This is a genomic window from Cupriavidus sp. KB_39 (assembly GCF_052114485.1).
GTDB lineage: Bacteria > Pseudomonadota > Gammaproteobacteria > Burkholderiales > Burkholderiaceae > Cupriavidus.
In genome coordinates this window covers 1-14200 of the sequence record NZ_JBFREV010000061.1, presented here as the reverse complement: position 1 = coordinate 14200, position 14200 = coordinate 1, and the positions used below count along the sequence as shown (strand labels likewise).

Sequence of the window (14200 nt, the reverse complement as noted above, 5' to 3'; positions counted from 1 at the left end):
GAGCACATTACGGCCCTGCGCCGCCGCTTGCAGCATGCCGGGTCGTCGCAGACTGACCTCGTCGGCACCCTTAACCCCATCGGCGCTGCCGTCCTGCGCGTGTTGCAGGATGACGTAACCGAGCCCGTGGACGCCGAGACTCGCCACATGCTCGAGCATGCCACCCATTCGCTCGCCGTGCCCCCGGCGGTTCGCACCTTGATGGACGACTACGTCCACGACTCCCGATGCGGATTCCGGATGGGTGGGCTCATGGAGCCCCGGCGCGTAACCAACGGCTACTTCCGCTACCGACAAGTGTATTGAGCCCCAAGTTAACCCAAAGTTGTCCGATTCCTACACCGATATCAGCCTTAGCTCGCCTTGGTTGTGCCGCCTGCGGTGCCAGCCCTCATCGACGGCGGACCGTGGCCGATGAGATCAGCCACGAATCAAACGCCTACCGCGGCTTCGCCACAGCCTCCTTGCACGGATCCTTCCGCTCGACGGGGGCCACGCGCACCACCTCGTCGAAGCCTTCGGCGCGGCTGCCGTCCTCCAGATAGCCCACGCTGAGCACCTTTGCGGCGTCGCCGTGGAGCCAGCGGGGCACGCCGAGGTCGCGCCGTACGTGGCCGTTGCCGGCGATCAGTACCGCGCCGCGGCTGGCGTAGGGGGCGAGCGTGCGGGCCATTACGGCGTCGCGGGCGGCCTGGGCGTTGAGCATGCCGGGCAGCATCGCCTTGGGGAAGTTGCCGCAATGGCCGGCATCGAGCGTCGCGGTCTGCGCGGCCACGACTTCCATCGGCAGCGGCTTGTCCAGCCCCAGCGCGGCCTGCTGGTCCGGCGGGAAGACCGCGCCGAGCCCGCCGCGGACGATCTTCGCGGCATCGGCGCGCGAGAGGTTCGCGGCCAGCAGCGGCAGGTCATATTGGAGCGCCAGCGCCACCACGGGCCGGTACAGCGGCCACTGCCAGCCGGCCGCGCTGCCGGCCTGGGCGATCAGGTAGTCGGCATCGCCCGGCCGTTCCTTGCGGGCGCGGTCGATGTCGGCCTGCCGCTCGCGGTCGAACTGCTCCATCGCCACCGCCGGCCGCCAGCCGGCTTCCACGGCGCGGGTCAGCGCCTGGAGSCGGGCCGCCTGCGCCGCGCCGTTGTCGTGGACCTCGCCCAGCAACACGTACTGGCGGCTGGGGAAGGTGGCGCCGATGGCCGCCGGCGACGGCGGCTGCGTCGCGCAGCCGGCCAGCATCGCGAGCGCCATGCCAAGGATCGTCGCGCGCATCATGGCTTCGCTCCGGACGTGGCTTGTTGGGACGCCTGTTGTGACTCCGGCACGTACACCATCGACCCATCCTTCAGCCGGTAGGCCACGCCGGCCTTGATGCCGTCGCCGCTGCCCACCTGCCCGCTGGCCTGATAGCGCACGATCTTCTCCCCCTGCCGCGACACGATTTCCATATTGGGCTTGCCCGGGTTGGTGATGACCGTTACGTCGTCGTGCGTGAACGGGTTCATCGGATTCTGGGCGATGGCCACCAGCAGGGCGGCAATCACCACCAGGAAGACGTCGATCAGGTTGACGACCGACAGGATCGGGTCGTCGGCCTCGCTTTCGTCCAGGAATCTCATCGGGCCGCCTCGCGCGCCTGGCCGAGCCAGACCAGTTCCTCGGCCAGCCAGCGGCGGCGCACATTGACCACCCAGAAGGTGATGCTCGCCGCGATCAGCGCCAGGATCACCGCCGAGAACGCGATGGTCAGGTTCTCGCCCACATTGGCGAGGTTGCCGCCGGACAGGCTTTTCAACGCCGGCCCCATCGGGATCATGGTGGCCACCAGCCCGAGCATCGGCGCCACGCGGGTGGCAATGCGCAGGCGCTCCAGTAGCCGGTGCGCGGCCACGTCCAGCGCGTCCGGGTGGCTGACCCCGTTGGCGTGCGCCCAGGCCACCAGCAGATAGCCGCGCCCCGATTCGATCCCATGCCGCCGGCGCAGCCACGCCTGCATGGCGAACTGGCCCAGCGCCCAGAACGCRTAGAGAAACAGCAGGCCGATCATGGCCAGCGTGGGATACAGGAACAACTGGCCGATGTCATACATCAGCGTTTCGAGGACGGTGGGCGTCATAAATATCGTCGCGATGAATAATGAAGCGATAAATCTAAYTACGTTGATTCTTCATGGCGATGRCTATCCAATGATCGCCGSTGCCAAGCCACGCATAGTACCGGCACCGGYCCCAAGCGCCCTCCTATTCCATATGCGCGGCRAAGCCTTTGCGGTCAGGCGCGATRTCGTCGCGCAGCGTCAGGGCCGGAATCTCGTATTGCCCCGAGTTCTGCGGGCGATAGGGGATCGGCGCCGTCTCGAACAGCGTATCGAGCCGTGCGCCCAGCGCCTCGCGGATCGACGCGAAGCGCGCGTCATCCATCTTCCCGCTGCGATAGGAGACGAAGGGCGGCAGCACGTCGAAGCCGGGGTAGTACAGCACGCCGTGCTGGATCGGGAACAGCAAATCGTCGATGGGCCCGTTGATGCCGCGCGCGCTGTAGTGCGAGTCCCAGCCGCCCGTGGTCACCAGCAGCATCGCCCGCTTGCCCTTGAGCGAGCCTTCGCCGTAGCGGTCGCCCCAGCGCGCGTCCGAGTGCTCGCCCACGCCGTAGGCGAAGCCATAGGCGTACACGCGCTCGACCCAGCCTTTCATGATGGCCGGCATGGAGAACCACCAGAGCGGGAACTGGAAGATCACGGCGTCGGCCCAGCGCAGCTTGTCCTGCTCGGCGGCGATGTCGGGGCTTTGCCAGCCGCCTTCGAACGCGCGCTTCGAGTCGAGCGAAGGATGGAACGGCGTACCAGCCTCGCGCTCGAGCGTGTCGCCGGCGTCGAGCTGCGGCTTCCAGCCCATCGCATAGAGGTCCGAGACCTGCACCGCGTGGCCGTTGGCCGCGAGCCGCTGCATCGCAAAATCCTTGAGCGAACCGTTCAGCGAGGTCGGTTCGGGGTGGGCGTAGACAATCAGCACGTTCATGGCGGGTCTCTGTCGATGGGAAGGGATGCCCCAAGGATGGACGGCCGTCCGGTATATTGGAAATGAATTTCCAATATCCTAGGTATTGCGATGACTAATCTCAGGCGTCTGGACCTGAATCTGCTGCTGACGCTCGATGTGCTGCTGGCCGAGCACAACGTCACGCGTGCGGCAGAGCGGCTGCATTACTCGCAGCCCTCGGTGAGCGTGCATCTGGCCAAGCTGCGCGAGATCTTCGGCGATCCGCTGTTGCTGCCCGGGCCGCGCGGCATGCGGCCCACGGCCCGCGCCGAGTCCTTGCGCGAGCCGCTGCGGCAGGCGCTGGCGGCGCTGGAAGCCGCCGTGGCGCCGTCCAGCCCGTTCGACCCCGCGCAGGCGGACCACACCTGGCGCGTGGCCGCCACCGACTATGGCGAATCGACCATCGTGCTGCCGGCGCTGAGCACCATCCGCGCGGCGGCGCCGGGCACGCGGCTGGCGGTGCTCGACATGGTGCCGGCCAGCATCGCCCGGCAGGCGGAGCAGGGYGAGATCGACCTCGCCTTCCACACCTCCGATGGCGCGCCGCCCGGCCTGCGCCGCCGCGCGCTGTTCACCGAGCGCTACGTGCTGGTGGGCCGCGCCGGCCATCCGCGCCTGAAGCGGCGGCCCACGCTGGCGCAGTTTGCCGAACTGGAGCATGTGATGGTGTCGCCCGATGGCGGCGGCTTCTTCGGCGTGACCGACACCGCGCTGGCGGCGGCCGGCGCCACGCGCCGCGTGGTGTTATCGGTGCCGCACTTCCTGTTCGTGCGCGCGGTGCTGGAGCGCACGGACCTCGTGGCGATGCTGCCGGAGCGGCTGGTGCGCGATACGGTAACGCTGGAGGTGGTAGAGGCGCCGGTGGAGGTGCCCGGCTATGAGATGTCGATGCTGTGGCACGAGCGTGCCCATCGCGACCCCGCGCACCAGTGGCTGCGCGAATGCATCGCGCAGGCCACCAGTGTCTAGCAGGATCAGTGCGTGACCGCCGCCGGCTCGCGTTCCGCGAGCGGGTTGCCTTCCGAATCGATCTGCAGCGGCCCCGTGCCGGAGAACCGGTCGAGCGCGAGGTAGATCACCGGCGTGATGAACAGCGTGATGACCTGCGAGAACAGCAGGCCGCCCACCACGGCCAGACCCAGCGGCTGGCGCAGCTCGGCACCGGCGCCCAGGCCCAGCGCCAGCGGCAGCGCGCCCATCACGGCCGCGAAGGTCGTCATCATGATCGGCCGGAAGCGCAGCAGGCAGGCCTGCCGGATCGCCTTGGCCGGCGCCATGCCGTGGTCGCGCTGCGCCGCGAGCGCGAAGTCGATCATCATGATCGCGTTCTTCTTGACGATGCCAATCAGCATCAGCACGCCAATCGTCGCGATCAGCGACAACTCCACGTTGAACAGGAACAGCGTCAGCAAGGCGCCGATGGCCGCCGACGGCAGCCCGGCCAGGATGGTCAGCGGGTGGATGTAGCTCTCGTACAGCACGCCCAGCAGCGTATAGATCACCGCAATAGCCGCCACCAGCAGCACCACCTGCGTGGCCTGCGACGACTGGAACACCGCCGCATCACCGCCCCAGCTGGTGAAGATGGCTGGCGGCATGTCGATCTCCTGCTTGTAGCGGTCGATCTTGGCCGAAGCGTCGCCCAGCGCCGCGCCCGGCGCGAGGTTGAACGACACCGTCACCGACGGCAGTTGCCCCTGGTGGTTCACCGCAATCGGCCCCACCCGGCGCTCGGTCGTGGCAAACGCCGACACCGGCACCATCTGCCCGGTCTTGCTGCGCACGTAGAGCTTGGAGAACGCCGTCTCGTCCACGCGATCCACATCGGCGGCGGTCAGGATCACGTAGTAATTGTCGATCGGCGTGTAGATGGTCGACACCTGCCGCTCGCCAAACGCCGTGTACAGCGCCGTGCGCACGTCCTGCATCTGCACGCCCAGCGCGTTGGCCTTGTCCCGGTCGATGGTCAGCTGCGCTTCCAGGCCCGATTGCTGGGAATCGCTCGTCACATCGCGGAAGATCGGCTCGGCGCGCATCTTGGCCATGATCTTGTCGCTGTACTCCTGGAGCTGGCCCGCCTTCACGCTCTGCAGCGTGTACTGGTAGCGGCTCTTGCTCTGGCGCCCGCCCAGCCGCAGGTTCTGCACCGGCGAGAAGTACACCGCCAGCCCCGGCACGCTGGACACGTCCTTGCGCAGCGACTCCACCACCTGCGGCATCTTCGGCCGCTCGTCCAGCGGCTTCAGTTCCACGAACATCCGGCCCGTGTTGATGGCCGGCGAATTGCCGCCGCCAATCGACGCCACCACGCTCTTCACCGCCGGATTGGCGCGGATCCGCTCGGCGGCATCGCGCAGGCGGTCGGACATGGCATCGAASGAGATGTCCTGCGGCCCTTCGGCGTTGACCTGGATCTGGCCRATGTCTTCCTCGGGGAAGAAGCCCTTCGGAATCTTGACGAACAGCACGGCGGTCAGCACGAAGGTCAGCCCCGCCACGCCGAGCACGAAACGCCGGTGCGCCAGGCACCAGTCCAGGCCGGTAGCGTACTTATGGAGCGTCCACTCGAAGAGGTCCTCGAACCACTGCGTGCTGCGCATGCCAATGGTCTGCTTCTGCTGCACGCGCGGCGCGGCGGCGCTGGCCGCACCGGAGGCGTGGTCGCCATGGTCGCCATAGGCGTGCTGCGACTCGTCCACCGGCACGTTCTCGGCCGAGAGAAAGCGCGCGCAGAGCATCGGGATCAGCGTCAGCGAGACCACCGCCGAGACCAGAATCGACAGCGACACCACTGCGGCGAACTCGTGGAACAGCAGCCCGATCACGCCCGGCATGAAGAAGATCGGGATGAACACGGCCACCAGCGAGATCGAGATCGACAGGATCGTGAAGCCCATCTCGCGCGAGCCCACCAGCGCGGCCTTGAGCGGCGGCACGCCTTCCTCGATGTGCCGCACGATGTTCTCAAGCATCACGATGGCGTCGTCCACCACCAAGCCCACCGCCAGCGTGATGGCCAGCAGGGAGACGTTGTCCAGGCTGTAGCCGAACGCCTTCATCAGCGCCACCGTGCCGATCAGCGAGATCGGCAGGGACACCGTCGGTATCAGCGTGGCGGCGGCGCGGCGCAGGAACAGGAAGATCACCATCACCACCAGCCCCACGGTCAGCGCCAGCGTGAACTGCACGTCATGGATCGACTCGCGGATGGAGCGCGAGCGGTCGTTCACCACGTTCACGCTGACCGAACCGGGCATCTGCTGGATCAGGCGGGGCAGGGCGGCCTTGATGGCATCCACCACGGCCACGGTGTTGGCGTCCGGCTGGCGCAGCACGGCCAGCACGATGGAGCGCTCGTTGTTGAGCCAGCTACCGGTCTTGATGGTCTCGACGCCGTCTTCCACATCGGCCACGTCCGAGAGCCGCACCACGGCGCCGCTCGGCTGGCTGGCCACGATGATGTTGCGGAACGCCTCGGCGCTGGTCATCTGCCGATTGGCCTGGATGGTCAGGGTCTGGCGTGCGCCGTCCAGCGTGCCGACCGGCGTATTGGCGTTGGCGCGGTTCAGCGCGGTGGCCAGCTCGTCGAGCGTGAGCCCGCGCGCCGCCAGCGCGTCCGGGTGGGCGCGCACGCGCACCGAAAAGCGCTTCTGGCCGAAGATCTGCACCTGCGCCACGCCGGGCAGCGTGGCCAGCGTCGGGGAAATCAGGTTGTCGCCGAACGCGTTCAGCTCCGCCAGGCTCATCGCGGGCGAGTTGATCGCCAGCAGCAGCACCGGCGCATCGGCCGGGTTCACCTTGCGGTAGGACGGCGGCACGGTCATCTCGATCGGCAGCGAACGCTGGGCGCGGAACAGCGCCGCCTGCACGTCCACGGCCGCATCGTCGATGTTGCGGTCGCTGTTGAACTCGATCGTGATGCTGGAGTTGCCCAGCGTGTTGGACGAACTGATGACGGTGACGCCYGGAATCGTGGCGAACTGCTTCTCCAGCTGCGTGGCCACCGAGGCGGCCATGGTCTCGGGGCTCGCCCCGGGCAGCGTCGCCGTGACCTGGATCACCGGCGAGTTGAAGCTGGGCAGCGCCGCGATGGGAATCGTCGGATACAGCACGATGCCCGTCACGATGACGGCCAGGCACAGCAGCACCGTCATGACGGGCCGGCGGATACAGAGTTCGGACAGCGTCATGGTCTAGTGCTTGTCTGCCACGGCCGCCGGGGCAGCCGGGGATGAGGCGTCGCGCGGGCGGGCCTCGCGCACCAGCGCGCCGGGGCGCAGGTTCTGCGCGCCCTCGGTCACCACGCGGGCGCCGGGCTGCACGCCCTCGACCACGGCGGCGGCGGCGGTGGTGGCCACCACGGTCACCGGCACGCGCGTCACGGTGTGGTCCGCGCCCACGGTGTAGACGAAGCGGCCTTCCGGGCCGGTGATGACGGCCTGCGGCGGCACGCTGAGGGCGCCCCGAAGCACCTGCACCGTGGCGCTGACGTTGGCGTAGGTGCCCGGCCAGAGCCGCTGCGCCTGATTGTCGAACATCGCCTTCACGCGGATGCTGCCGTACTGCGGGTCCACGGTGTTGTCGACGAAGGTGATCTTGCCGGTCACGGGGGCCTTGTTGCCGTCGTTGGGCACGGCGGTCACCTCGACCGGGCCRGCGTGCAGCGCCTCGCGCAGCGCGGCGAGCTGGCGCTCGGGCAGCGTGAAGCTGACGGTAACCGGCGAGATCTGCGCCACGGTCACCATCGGCGTCACCGTGGCGGGGGTGACGAGCGAGCCCGGGAAGACGTTGATCACGCCGGTGCGGCCGCCAATCGTCGCGCGGATGGCGCCGTAGCTGATGGCCACGCGGCTGGCCTCGATCGCGGCCTGGTCGGCGCGGATGGTGGCCTCGAAGCCGTCCAGCTTGGCCTGGGCCGTATCCACGGCGCTCTTGGAGACGAAATTGCGCTCCAGCAGCTCCTGGCTGCGCGAGAGCGTGCGGCGGGCATCGGACAGGTCGGCCTGGTCGCGCATCAACTGGGCGCGGGCCTTGGCCAGGTTTGCCTCGTCCATGCGGGTGTCGAGCGAGAACAGCAAATCGCCCGGCTTCACAGTCTGGCCTTCCTTGATATGCACGGTCTGGACGGTGCTGGACACCTGCGGCCGCACCTCCACGGTCTGCATGGCCGTGACGGTGCCGTTGGCGGTGACTTCCAGCGGTACATCGCCCTGCTGGACGATGGCCGTGGCCACCGCCGTGGCGGTCGGGCCCTTGGCCGCCGGCTTGGGCGCGAACCACGTCTTGTAGCCAAACCAGCCCGCCCCGGCAATGACGATCACCGCCACGATGGCGATCCAGGGCGAAGTGCGGCCGCGCCCCGTGCTGGTGGACGCGCTCCAGTTGCCATCGACGAAGCCCTTGGGCCGGTCGATCCCGTCTGTTTTCATGTGAGGACCCTCAAACACCGCATGGCGCGCGCCCGCTCCCCGGCACCGGCTTCTTGGAACCGGTTTGCCCGCGCAAACCACTACTAGTACCGCGCCTTGGCTTTTCAGGCCAGCGCGTCGTATTACAACCTGTTACAGCGCCAATAGGGGATAGGCGGGCCGGGGGAGGGAGATCTGGCCCGAAGACGCTTGTATCTGACTTAAAACATTAGCAGAAAAGCACGGTCGGGCCACTCCGGACTAACGCTGGAAGGGGGTGGAACGTCGATTTCGTTACGGATTGGTGCGCCGATTGATGTTTTCCACCGACACTTCACGCGGCCCCGGGATCACCACGGCGGCATCGCCGGCCCGGATCACCCCCGGCGTGGCCACGCTCAGGTACACGCCCGAATAGCCGCTGCGCACCATGTCGCGCACCGCCTGGGCATAGCCGAGGATGGCGTTGAGCTTGTAGCAGGGCTGGCGCGGTGCGCGCACCACCAGTTCCACCTCGCCCACGCGCAGCTGGTCACCTATCCACAGGGCGGATTCGAGCAGCCCCTGCAGGGTCAGGTTCTCGCCCATGGCGCCGAAGGCCAGCGGGCGCTCGGCCTCTTCGACACCGGCCTCGCGGCGGCGCGCGTTCCACCAGGTGTAATGCTCGATCGGGTACGCATAGACCGCCCGGTCCCGCCCGCCGTGAACGGTCAGGTCGGCCTGCTCGTCGCCGGCCAGCCCGCGCAGGTGCACGCCGACGGCAATCGGATGATGCAGCGTACTGAGCGGATGCTTGCGGATGGCGGAGAGCACCACGGCTTCGGTGCCGGCCCCGGCCACCACCAGCGGCAGGCGGATGCCGACATTGACGGCCAGCACGCGGCCGGTGGCGCCACCGCCCGAGGCGGCTGGGTTGGGACGGGGATCGGTCTCGGCCACGGTACGCCCTCCTTGCGTGTGCGGGGCCGCGCGGGCTCGTGGTCCCGCGCTGCTTTGGGACTGCTACGACATCTGCTACGCGCTGCGCGGTGTCCAGTGGCAGCCGAGCGCCCGCGCCCGCTGCGAAATCGCCAGTCCGAGCGCGATCAGCACCGCCGCACCCCAGTGCAGCGCATCGGGCCCGGCCAAGGTATAGATGGCCGCCCCGGCCATGGCGCCCAGCGCCTGGCCCAGGTAAATCGAAGAGGAATTGAGCGAGATGGACGCCGCGGCCTGGTCCGGCCCCAGCAGCACCAGCCGGGCCTGCTGGGCGCTGTTGGTGGCGAACCCGCCCACGCCCCAGAGCATGAACAGCGCCACCAGCGCGCCAACATGCCAGCCGGCCAGCGGCCACAGCAGCATGGCGGCCAGCGAGGTGGTCAGCGCCACCTGCACGATGCGGCTCGGCGTCACGCGGTCCATGCGCGCGGCGGCCACCACGTTGCCGGTCACGCCGCAGATCCCGTAGGCCAGGAACATCAGGCTCAGCGCGCCGCCGCTGATACCGAAGCGGTCCCGCATCAGCGGGGCGATGTAGGTAAACATCGTGAACATGCCGGCCGACTGGATCATCGTGGTGGTCACCACCAGCATGATCGGCTTGTGGCGCAGCACGGCCGCCCACGCCTTGCGGCCCACCGGCGCCACCTGGAGCCCGGCCGGCAACGCGCGCCAGACCGCCATCGACACGATCAGCGACAGCCCGCCCACCAGCCCCATGCTGACGCGCCAGCCCAGCGTGCTGGAGATGAAGGTGCCTAGCGGCACGCCCACCACGCTGGCCACGCTCCAGCCCAGAAAGACAAAGCTGATGGCCCGCCCGCGCGTGCGGGCATCCACCAGCAGCGGCAGCGTGGCGGCGGCCTGCGGGGTGTAGATGGCGGCGCCGATGGCCGTGACGAAGCGGATCGCCATCAGCATGGCGAAGCTGGGCGCCAACGCGGCGGCGAGGTGCATCGCCCCGTAGACCAGCAGCGCCCCGGCCAGCAGCAGGCGGCGGTCGATGCGGGAGCCGATCGTGGCGAACAGCGGCGCGCCCACGCAGGTGGCGATGGCGAACACCGAGATCAGCTGACCGGCCGTGGCGGCGCTGAGCGCGAAATCGGCGGCAATGTCGTTGAGCATGCCGGTGACGATCATCGCGCCGGTGCCGATGACGAAGTTGCCGACGCACAGCGCCAGGAGCCTGGGATCCATGAAATTTAGGGGGATGGGGCGACAGATTGCCCCGAGTGTAGCGGCTTTGGCGCAATCCGGACCGGCGCCAATGTGGGGAAGGAGACGCTCGCCGAGCGTCTCCATGGGGGCTGCGGCCCCCGGCCGCACTGTCTAATAACTTAGCGCGACAGGGTGGGCGTCAGCGCCTTGGGATTGGCCACGCTTTCGTGATTGCCGTCCAGCACGTCGAGGATGTTCTGGAACGCGGTGCGGAAGTACAGCTCGTAGCTGTCGCGCTCCACATAGCCCAGGTGCGGCGTGCAGATGCAGTTCTCCATGCGCAGCAGCGCGTGGCCCTGCAGGATCGGCTCGGACTCGAATACGTCCACGGCCGCCATGCCGGGGCGGCCCCGGTTCAGCGCGGCGACCAGCGCGCCATCCTCGATCAGCTCGGCCCGGCTGGTGTTGACGAACAGCGCCGTGGGCTTCATGCGCTGCAGGTCGGCCAGCTTGACGATGCCGCGCGTCTCGTCGTTCAGGCGCAGATGGAGCGACAGCACGTCGCTCTCGGCAAACAACTGCTCGGCGGACGCGGCCACGTTCAGCCCGTCCTCACGCGCAGCCTGCTGGGAGGCCTCGCGGCCCCAGACCAGCACGTTCATGCCGAACGCCCGCCCATAGCCGGCCAGGAGCCGGCCGATCTTGCCGTAGCCCCAGACACCCAGCGTCTGGCCGCGCAGCACCTGGCCCAGGCCGAAGTTGGGCGGCATCGTCGTCGATTTCAGCCCCGACTGCTGCCAGGCGCCATGCTTCAGGCTGGCCACGTACTGGGGAATGCGGCGCTGGGCCGCCATGATCAGCGCCCAGGTCAGTTCGGCCGGGGCCACTGGCGAGCCCACGCCCTGGAGCACRGCCACGCCGCGGTCGGTGCARGCGTCGATATCCACATGGCCGCCGGCGCGGCCGGTCTGGCTGATGATCTTCAGGCGCGGCAGCTTTTCAAGTAACTGACGCGTCACACGGGTGCGCTCGCGGATCAGGACCACGGCTTCCACATCGGAGAGGCGCGCGGCCAGCTGGCCCACGCCCTTGACGGTGTTGTTGAACACCTTGACGTCGTGGCCTTCCAGCAGGGCGAAGCACGGCAGCTTGCGCACCGCGTCCTGGTAATCGTCGAGAACGGCAATCTTCATCGGTGACTCTTTGGCTTGAGGAGCGACATCGGGGCGGCGGCTTGGTGCGCACGGCAACAGAATCAGCGCGCGCCCGACAGTATTGTGGGCCGACCTGACGCAACATTGAACCCAGACATGGCTCGTTCCGCATCCGCGTGCGCCCTTGCCGACCCGCCAAAACGGGGCGCCGGATGCCTCGGCACAATGTTGCGCAGCAAAAAACAGGCGGAGTTTGCGGTGGTATCCTTGCCCGCTTCTGCGACGCGGCGGGCCGGATGCGACGGTAGAGCCACGCTCCCGCCCATCGCCCCGCGCCGCCGGACAAAGCCCGACCGGCCCCTGCCGCCCGCCATATGCGGGCGAAGCGCAACTGTAGCGCAGCCGCAGGGACCGCTGCGACCCTTGGGCGGATTTGCTTGTTGCGTAGTTGTAACGGGATGTGACGATTGCGTGCCCGAGTGCCCCATGTCGAACATGGCGCACCGGGCCTCTCATTCCCTCACGCTATGGACGGCGCCGCCCCGGGAGCCTGACACGGTACCCGGCAGGGCTTTGCCAAGGTTTCTTTCTCGCTTTGGAGTAGCTGTATGAACCACCCCACAATGCAAGGCACCCCGGCACTGAACGTGCCGTCCTGGGTCAAGAACCAGAAACTGGTCGCATGGGTTACCGACATCGCCACACTGACCAAACCGGACAGCATCTATTGGTGCGACGGTTCCCAGGAGGAGTACGACCGCCTGTGCGAACAGATGGTCGCTGCCGGTACCATGCGCCGCCTGAACCCCGCCAAGCGCAAGAACTCCTTCCTGGCACTGTCCGATCCGTCCGATGTGGCGCGCGTGGAGGATCGCACCTTCATCTGCTCCGAGAAGAAAGAGGACGCCGGCCCGACCAACAACTGGACTGCCCCGCGTGARATGCGCCAGACGCTGTCCGGCCTGTTCGATGGCTGCATGCGCGGCCGCACGCTGTATGTGGTGCCGTTCTCGATGGGCCCGCTGGGCTCGCCGATCGCCCATATCGGCGTGGAACTGTCCGATTCCCCGTACGTGGCCGTCAACATGCGCATCATGACCCGCATGGGCCGCGCCGTGTATGACGTGCTGGGCGCCGACGGCGAGTTCGTGCCGTGCGTGCACACGGTCGGCAAGCCGCTCGCCGCTGGCGAGAAGGACGTGCCGTGGCCGTGCAACCCGACCAAGTACATCGTCCACTTCCCCGAAACCCGCGAGATCTGGTCGTTCGGCTCCGGCTACGGCGGCAACGCGCTGCTSGGCAAGAAGTGCTTYGCRCTGCGCATCGCCTCGACCATGGGCCGCGACGAAGGCTGGCTGGCCGAGCACATGCTGATCCTCGGCGTGACCTCGCCCGAGGGCAAGAAGTACCACGTGGCCGCCGCGTTCCCGTCGGCCTGCGGCAAGACCAACTTCGCCATGCTGATCCCGCCCAAGGGCTTCGAGGGCTGGAAGGTCACCACCATCGGCGACGACATCGCCTGGATCAAGCCGGGCCAGGACGGCCGTCTCTAYGCCATCAACCCGGAAGCCGGCTACTTCGGCGTGGCCCCGGGCACGAGCGAGAAGACCAACTTCAACGCCATGGCCACGCTCAAGGAGAACGTGATCTTCACCAACGTGGCGCTGACCGATGACGGCGACGTGTGGTGGGAAGGCATGACCAAGGAAGCCCCGGCGCACCTGGTCGACTGGCAGGGCARGGACTGGACGCCGGCCATCGCCCGCGAAACCGGCGCCAAGGCGGCCCACCCGAACGCGCGCTTCACGGCGCCGGCCTCGCAGTGCCCGTCGATCGACGAGAACTGGGACAACCCGGCCGGCGTGGCCATCGATGCSTTCATCTTCGGCGGCCGCCGCAGCACCACGGTGCCGCTGGTGACCGAGGCCCGCAACTGGACCGAAGGCGTCTACATGGCCGCCACGATGGGCTCCGAAACCACCGCCGCGGCCGCTGGCCAGCAAGGCGTGGTGCGCCGCGACCCGTTCGCCATGCTGCCGTTCTGCGGCTACAACATGAGCGACTACTTCGGCCACTGGCTGGCACTCGGCAAGAAGCTCGAAGCCGCCGGCGCCAAGCTGCCGAAGTTCTACTGCGTGAACTGGTTCCGCAAGGACGCCGACGGCAACTTCGTCTGGCCGGGCTTCGGCGAGAACATGCGCGTCCTGTCGTGGATGATCGACCGCGTGGAAGGCCGCGGCCAGGGCGCCGAGCACGTCTTCGGCACCTCGCCCCGCTACGCGGACCTGAACTGGAGCGGCGTGGACTTCTCGGAAGCGCAATTCCAGCAAGTCACCTCGATCGACCACGCCGCCTGGCAGCAGGAACTGGCGCTGCACGACGAACTGTTCACCCAGCTGCAGCACAACCTGCCGCAGGATTTGGTGGAAACGAAGGACAAGCTGGCCAAGCGGCTGGCAGCCTGAAGCCTGA

12 protein-coding genes are annotated in these 14200 nt (G+C 68.0%); 3 read left to right on the top strand and 9 right to left on the bottom strand.

The genetic code is table 11. The annotated features are described in order from the left end of the window. A partial coding sequence (locus AB4Z27_RS27360; RefSeq protein WP_441645753.1) for a hypothetical protein occupies positions 1-306 on the top strand: 306 nt, incomplete at its 5' end. Positions 307-439: 133 nt separating this feature from the next. On the opposite strand, the gene AB4Z27_RS27355 is transcribed toward AB4Z27_RS27360, so the two are convergent. The 4 genes from AB4Z27_RS27355 to AB4Z27_RS27340 form a co-directional block, all read right to left on the bottom strand. Then, positions 440-1267: a ChaN family lipoprotein gene (locus tag AB4Z27_RS27355; protein ID WP_255370694.1), complete on the bottom strand. Its 828-nt coding sequence runs from the start codon at positions 1265-1267 to the stop codon at positions 440-442. After that, entirely contained in the window at positions 1264-1611 is a 348-nt protein-coding gene (locus AB4Z27_RS27350; protein WP_092291040.1) for a DUF2149 domain-containing protein, read from the bottom strand. The genes AB4Z27_RS27355 and AB4Z27_RS27350 overlap by 4 nt, the downstream gene beginning before the upstream one ends. Next, positions 1608-2108 carry a MotA/TolQ/ExbB proton channel family protein gene (locus AB4Z27_RS27345; protein WP_255370693.1) on the bottom strand — a complete coding sequence of 167 codons (501 nt, stop codon included), beginning with the start codon at positions 2106-2108 and terminating at the stop codon, positions 1608-1610. Before AB4Z27_RS27345 ends, AB4Z27_RS27350 begins: the two co-directional genes overlap by 4 nt. A 124-nt stretch (positions 2109-2232) precedes the next feature. After that, positions 2233-3009: an NAD(P)H-dependent oxidoreductase gene (locus tag AB4Z27_RS27340; RefSeq protein WP_441645752.1), complete on the bottom strand. Its 777-nt coding sequence runs from the start codon at positions 3007-3009 to the stop codon at positions 2233-2235. A gap of 90 nt (positions 3010-3099) precedes the next feature. Here AB4Z27_RS27340 and AB4Z27_RS27335 point away from each other — a divergent pair, with 90 nt between their 5' ends. Beyond that, entirely contained in the window at positions 3100-3999 is a 900-nt protein-coding gene (locus AB4Z27_RS27335) for a LysR family transcriptional regulator (protein WP_441591568.1), read from the top strand. 5 nt (positions 4000-4004) lie between these two features. Here the strand turns inward: AB4Z27_RS27335 and AB4Z27_RS27330 are convergent, their stop codons facing one another. The 5 genes from AB4Z27_RS27330 to AB4Z27_RS27310 all read right to left on the bottom strand — a co-directional run bounded on the left by AB4Z27_RS27330 (position 4005) and on the right by AB4Z27_RS27310 (position 11767). Continuing rightward, positions 4005-7220 (bottom strand): efflux RND transporter permease subunit, encoded by a 3216-nt coding sequence (locus AB4Z27_RS27330; protein WP_092291034.1) that lies wholly within the window; start codon positions 7218-7220, stop codon positions 4005-4007. Between the two features lie 3 nt (positions 7221-7223). Next, complete coding sequence (locus AB4Z27_RS27325; RefSeq protein WP_441645751.1) at positions 7224-8459, bottom strand: efflux RND transporter periplasmic adaptor subunit; 1236 nt, start codon at positions 8457-8459, stop codon at positions 7224-7226. Positions 8460-8732: 273 nt separating this feature from the next. After that, positions 8733-9377, bottom strand: coding sequence for an MOSC domain-containing protein (locus tag AB4Z27_RS27320; RefSeq protein WP_092291030.1), 645 nt, complete (start codon positions 9375-9377; stop codon positions 8733-8735). Positions 9378-9452: 75 nt separating this feature from the next. Continuing rightward, a complete protein-coding gene (locus AB4Z27_RS27315; RefSeq protein WP_441645750.1) occupies positions 9453-10613 on the bottom strand; it encodes an MFS transporter in 1161 nt (386 codons plus the stop codon). A 140-nt stretch (positions 10614-10753) separates the two neighbouring features. Continuing rightward, a complete protein-coding gene (locus tag AB4Z27_RS27310) occupies positions 10754-11767 on the bottom strand; it encodes a D-2-hydroxyacid dehydrogenase family protein (RefSeq protein WP_092291026.1) in 1014 nt (337 codons plus the stop codon). Positions 11768-12336: 569 nt separating this feature from the next. Here AB4Z27_RS27310 and AB4Z27_RS27305 point away from each other — a divergent pair. Continuing rightward, positions 12337-14193 carry a phosphoenolpyruvate carboxykinase (GTP) gene (locus tag AB4Z27_RS27305; protein WP_441645749.1) on the top strand — a complete coding sequence of 619 codons (1857 nt, stop codon included), beginning with the start codon at positions 12337-12339 and terminating at the stop codon, positions 14191-14193. Positions 14194-14200 lie beyond the last annotated feature (7 nt).

Excerpts from the sequence above, each read along its gene's own strand:
- AB4Z27_RS27350 (WP_092291040.1), bottom strand. The coding sequence starts at position 1,611 with ATGAGATTCCTGGACGAAAGCGAGGCCGACGACCCGATCCTGTCGGTC.
- AB4Z27_RS27315 (WP_441645750.1), bottom strand. The coding sequence starts at position 10,613 with ATGGATCCCAGGCTCCTGGCGCTGTGCGTCGGCAACTTCGTCATCGGC.